At 65.7% G+C, this 5197-nt stretch carries 4 protein-coding genes; 3 read left to right on the top strand and 1 reads right to left on the bottom strand.

From position 1 onward, the window contains the following. The first annotated feature begins 228 nt into the window (after positions 1-228). On the top strand, positions 229-474 hold the full coding sequence (locus EP26_RS29650; protein WP_043344823.1) for a hypothetical protein: 246 nt from the start codon (positions 229-231) through the stop codon (positions 472-474). Between the two features lie 219 nt (positions 475-693). Here EP26_RS29650 and EP26_RS29645 read toward each other — a convergent pair whose 3' ends face one another. Beyond that, positions 694-1362 (bottom strand): DinB family protein, encoded by a 669-nt coding sequence (locus EP26_RS29645; protein WP_211259619.1) that lies wholly within the window; start codon positions 1360-1362, stop codon positions 694-696. A gap of 578 nt (positions 1363-1940) precedes the next feature. Here EP26_RS29645 and EP26_RS29640 point away from each other — a divergent pair. Both EP26_RS29640 and lpxD read left to right on the top strand, forming a co-directional pair. Then, a complete protein-coding gene (locus EP26_RS29640) occupies positions 1941-2534 on the top strand; it encodes an exopolysaccharide biosynthesis protein (protein WP_043344821.1) in 594 nt (197 codons plus the stop codon). 149 nt (positions 2535-2683) lie between these two features. Continuing rightward, complete coding sequence (lpxD, locus tag EP26_RS29635) at positions 2684-3700, top strand: UDP-3-O-(3-hydroxymyristoyl)glucosamine N-acyltransferase (RefSeq protein WP_043344820.1); 1017 nt, start codon at positions 2684-2686, stop codon at positions 3698-3700. Positions 3701-5197 lie beyond the last annotated feature (1497 nt).

Below are 5197 nucleotides of genomic sequence, written 5' to 3'. Positions count from 1 at the left end.
TGGGCGACACTGAGGACTGGGTTAACGACATGATGGGATGGCGGGCAGCAGGTGACCGGTTCTGCCCCCGCAGTTAGGCAAGCGCGTCTGACATCTCTGGATGGCGCTGCGTTGATCTCGATGTCCACTCCAAGTGCGAACGCCGCTTTCCACCGCGATGTCTCGCTTCCAACTGGGCTGCAAAGGCGTGCATCATCGATCTGGCCAAGCAAGAGAGGGAGGACGCCAGTGGCCGAAGCAGCGGGTGATGTGCTCATCCTGCCGACATCGCATGGGCAGGCTGAGGCGAGGCGGATGGGGCGCGCCGAGGATGGGGCGAGCCGCTGGTGCATTAGCCACCCCTGGGGAACCGATATCTTCTACGGCACCGCGGAGCAAGTCGTGGCGCACATGACGAAGCGGGTGGCCGAGCGGGAGGCTACGGAGGGCGAACGGCCGCCGCCCGAGAAGAGAGACATCAAACGGGGAGCGTAGCCAATACCATCCGGACGAATGGGCCGTACATCGTCAGCGGGACGATCGAGATGAGGTAGGCTGACGGGAACGTCTATCCCGGCAAGGAGACAGCGGCACTCTGCCGCTGCGGCGTGCCGGGCTGTAGGGGTCGTGAGGCACGCATCGGAGTCCGGAGCCGTCACCTCGTTGCTCGTTGCACCTTAGCCAACGTGCAGCCGGCACCCGAGGCCATACTAGCTATCCACCGAGACTGTCGGGCGCAGGAACCCGCTTGGTGCTTCTTACCTCCCCGGCCGGGTCGGCAGCTTCGGCATAGGCGTCGATGACAACATGGCCGATCGGTGGAGTCTCGACAGCACTCGCTCCTGCATCATCGGGCAGCAATCGAGGTGGCGATATTGGCCCACTAACTGCGCCCGGCACGGGCACGGTGGAGCGCTGGAAGGCAAGCAGGTCGAGGACGGGTGCCTTGTCGCGCCCCAGCGCCATCCCGACGAGGTGGTGAGCTTGCCCGCGGTGGTGAGTCTGGTGATTGAACAGGTGGGCGAGGACGTGGTGGAGCGGCTGCGAATGCGGGGCGCCGCTGCTCGTGGCGTAGTCAAGGGATTCGGCGAGGCGCTTCTCGCTCAGCCCGTGGGCGTAATCCACGAGCTTCCTGTCCTGCACTAGCCGTGCCGCGCGGAGGTCGTCGAAGTCATGGTGCAGCACCTCGTCGAGCCGCGTACCGGGCGGGCTCTCCTCGTCCAGGCGGCTCATCCATAAGCGATCGGTAACAAGGAGGTGGTTGAGCGTCCCAAGCAGGGAACCAAAGAAGGCGCCGCGGTCCTCGGCTAGGCTTTCAGGCGCGATCTGCCCGGCAGCGGCATAGAGGCGGCCATTGGCCCACTGGTTGTAGAGAGCCATCATGCGGAAGTGCTCCTGCCGCGGTCCCATTGCCGTCCTCCCGCTTATGCCTGCTGGTTGTCGTCACGGTATCACCCGCCGAACCTCGTTCACCAGCTTGCAGGGGAGACGACCGCGAGATTTGCGAATGGAAGGACCCGAAGCCGTTCAGGCGGCGACGGGTCCTTGCAAGTGCGCTTCCTTCTACCTCCGCCGGCTCGCCCTCTTCCGCGAAGCGTTTAGGCCGGTGCCGCCCGGTGCTGCTTGGGCGTGACCCCCACCAGCATCGACCGTCACCGCATGTCGCGTCCAATTTCTGATCGGGTTTGACGACGTAGGGGCACATCGAGGCGAGGCTGCACGACTCTGGTTGCAGGCCCCTTTGCCAATACTGGGCGGACGCTCCCGCTTGGGTTCGCCTTCATTCAGGCACGAACCCAATGCATCATCCGGTAGCTGAACTTCCTGTGGCGGTGTCCGGGAATTCCTGCCCGACGCAGCAGCGGCCGGGAGCGCGAGGAGTTGCTGCGCCTGATCGGGATGCTGGTCGAGCGCAACCCTTTGCGCACCTGACCAGTGCCTCGCCGTGTTACCAGCTTTGTATGACTACGCGCGCGCCCACCTCCGTAGTTCTGACTGACCTTTTCGGCCATGAAGCCCCTGAGCAGGTGACGCTCGCTTGGCTGCTGGACCGGTTGGGCGACCGCTCGTTCGGCATCGTCCTGCTGCTCTTGGCTCTGCTCGGCCTGCTGCCGGGTGTTTCTGCCCTCGCTGGGGCACTGCTCGCGGTTCCGGCGGCCCAGATGATCTTGGCCCGGCGCGGCCCAGTGTTTCCTCGCCGCATCGCGGCCCGCCAGTTCGAGACCCGGCGGCTGGCTCGGCTCGTGGATCGGCTCGTGCCGGTGATCCGCTTTATGGAACGCTACATCCGCCCGCGCTGGGCGACACCATTCCGGGCGACGAAGCGGGTGGTTGGCGGTGTCGTGCTTCTACTCGCCGCCAGCCTTCTTGCTCCCGTTCCGCTCAGCAACATCCCGCTCGCCCTGGTGATCGGCTTGGTTGCTTTCGCCTACTTGGAGGAGGACGGGGTACTGCTCAGCGTCGCCCTGGCTGTGGCGCTGGTCATGCTCTCGATTGCCTCGGTCGCGGCCTGGGAAGCGCTGAGCGCGACCGGCTGGGTGCCGGGGCTCCTGTAAAGGGCCACTGCATGGACCGGCTCAGAACCCTTGGCGCGGATGCCAGGGCGCGACCTAAGTCATTGTCGGCTGTCTCAGTAACGCATCGAGGGATGGCAGCGCGGACAGCAGGCGTTACCATGAGCCTCAACAAGGGAGGACATGCCAGAATGGCGATCGGCGACCCGCGCTTCTTTGCTCGGAGTGGGCCACACCCGCTCGCCACCGTCGCCGAGGCGGCATGCGGCACGGCACCGGGAACCGGGCTGCTGCTAACAGGCGTCGCTCCGTTGCAGGCTGCTGGGCCGAACGAGGTGAGCTTTCTCGACAACCGGCGCTACGCCTCCGCATTGGAAGCAACCTCGGCAGGCGCGGTGATCGTGCATCCCAACATGCTCGAACGGGTGCCCGCAGGGGTGGTGCCGATCGTCACGACGGAGCCCTACGCGGGATGGGCGCGGGTGGCTGCCCTATTTTATCCAGCACCGCCCTTGCGCTCAGGCGTACATCCGACCGCTATCGTTGCCGAGAGCGCCTGGGTCGATCCCTCGGCAGAGGTCGGCCCCTTCGCCTTGGTCGAGGCTGGGGCGGAGGTCGGCGCCCGCTGCCGCATTGGTCCCTACGCCGCGATTGGCGAGAGCGTGGTGATCGGCCCCGACTGCCGGATTGGCGCGCACGCCAGTCTCAGCCATGCCCTCCTGGGCGCGCGGGTCTATGTCTACCCCGGCGCGCGCATCGGCCAGGAGGGGTTTGGTTTCGCCGCCACGGCCTCCGGATTTCTCTCCGTCCCTCATCTTGGACGCGTGGTGCTGGGCGACGACGTGGAGGTCGGCGCGAACAGCACCATCGACCGAGGCTCAACCGGCGATACGATGATCGGTGCCGGGTCGCGCCTCGATAACCTTGTGCAGATCGGCCACAATGTCCGCCTCGGCCGCTGCTGCGTGGTGGTGGCGCAGGTCGGGATCGCGGGCTCGACGGTGCTCGAAGACTTCGTACAGGTCGGCGGACAAGCGGCCATCGCCGGGCATATCCGCATCGGCCAGGGTGCGAAGATCGGCGCCCAGGCAGGCGTGATGTCGGACGTGCCCTGCGGGGTGGCGCTGGTCGGCAGCCCCGCCCAGCCGCGGCAGGAGTTCTTCCGGCAGGTCGCCGTCCTGAAACGCATGGCCCGGCCGCGGCCCTAAGTGCTTCCGCCTAATGCACAGGATACGGGTTCTCAGGCACCGGTTTGGGCGGCATTTCAGGCTGCGGATCGGGATCGGGATGGCCCGTCGGCGGCTTGGGGGGCATCGGGTCGGTTGGCGGGATAGGTAGACCAGACATAAACGTCCCCCTTGCTGACCTTCGGAAGAACGCTTGTGGTTGTGAATGGATGCTCTGTGCGAGCGGGCTCGGACCATATCGAGGAAGCGCTGCTCCTCGCTGGTCTTGTCCGGCAGTTCCAAGACCAATGCAGGACCAGGGGCGAATGCTCGGGGATGATGTAGGTCCGGACACCGGCACAGCGCCACAGTCCGTGGCCGATGCTGAAGGCCCGGCCGATGGCGAAACCGGCGCGCCTCACGCCTGCCGCTAAGGACGCCCTACCATCGTGCCTCTCCCACAAGCTATCGTAGTCTGCGCCGCCGCAGTTGTTGCCGAAAAGCCCTTCTGTCGCTCACGCCGCGATCTCCTCGTCATCATCCTCATCATCTACCACGTCATTCAGGTCATCATCCTGAAGTCCGCGGTGACGCCGAGTTGCGCCATACAGCCGCGCCGGGGCGTCCTTGGGATGGCCGCCGTCGCTGCGCGCTCGACCATCCCGCCCGCGGTAGATGAGAACCGCAGAGGCGAGGGGAGGCAGCGCCATAGTCGCCGCAAGGTTTACCGAACTGGCTGGCTATGCCGTGCCGATCCAGTATGCCCGGATGGGCTCGCTAGCGCCACCCGAAGGCGTCGGTCTTCGTGCTGGCTTACGGGATTGGCGCGAGAGGCCATGTCTGCGAAACCGTAGGTGCCTTCCTGTGGCTTGAGGACGTGCCGGCAGCGATCGGCCTGCTGGTGCTGGCTGCGCGGGTCATTGGAATAGCGCGGGCCGTGGCGGCTGCTTCGTAGCCGAAGCAGACGGGGTGAGTGTCGATACCCGCTTCGTAGCCACTTCTCAGGCTGGGGCTTACCCTGAATATGTCGCTGCTCTGATTGCCGTGCAGGCGGTGAGCACGGTGTACACCGGGGCATTTCGCCACGGCTGGCCTTATGCGCCGCATTGGGTTCTGCGCTTGCGCGTTTCCGGGGCGGAGAAGTTCGTGGGCGATGTCGTTGTCGAGTTCGACCGGCTAGATGGGACGCCAATGCCAGTTCTCCGCTTTGGGACCGCGACGGGCGATCAATCGGTCACCAGAGCCAGCGGGGCTACGGCGCTTGGGGCCGGAGAGGCGGTTGGCGGAGTGACCTAAGCGCGGTCGGCGGCTGAGGTTGCGACGGAACTCGCCGAAGGTGCGGAGATGATGCCGCCGAAGCCACTCTCCGCATGGTCTTGGACGGTGGCTCTGCTGCGGCCCGGGCTAGATATCGGTCCGTTCCTTGGAGGCCACCAATGAACGCTCCAGCCACGCTTCGGCTACTAGGCCCCCGATTAGCAGTACGCCCCAAAGCGGCAAGCTGATGACGATGGCCAACGCTGCCGAGGAAGGCCAGTA

This window comes from Belnapia moabensis DSM 16746 (assembly GCF_000745835.1).
Lineage (GTDB): Bacteria > Pseudomonadota > Alphaproteobacteria > Acetobacterales > Acetobacteraceae > Belnapia > Belnapia moabensis.
Note: the sequence above shows the minus strand (reverse complement) of the source record. Positions and strands in the feature narration are given on the sequence as shown.

Excerpts from the sequence above, each read along its gene's own strand:
- EP26_RS29645 (WP_211259619.1), bottom strand. The coding sequence starts at position 1,362 with ATGATGGCTCTCTACAACCAGTGGGCCAATGGCCGCCTCTATGCCGCT.
- EP26_RS29640 (WP_043344821.1), top strand. The coding sequence starts at position 1,941 with ATGACTACGCGCGCGCCCACCTCCGTAGTTCTGACTGACCTTTTCGGC.
- lpxD (WP_043344820.1), top strand. The coding sequence starts at position 2,684 with ATGGCGATCGGCGACCCGCGCTTCTTTGCTCGGAGTGGGCCACACCCG.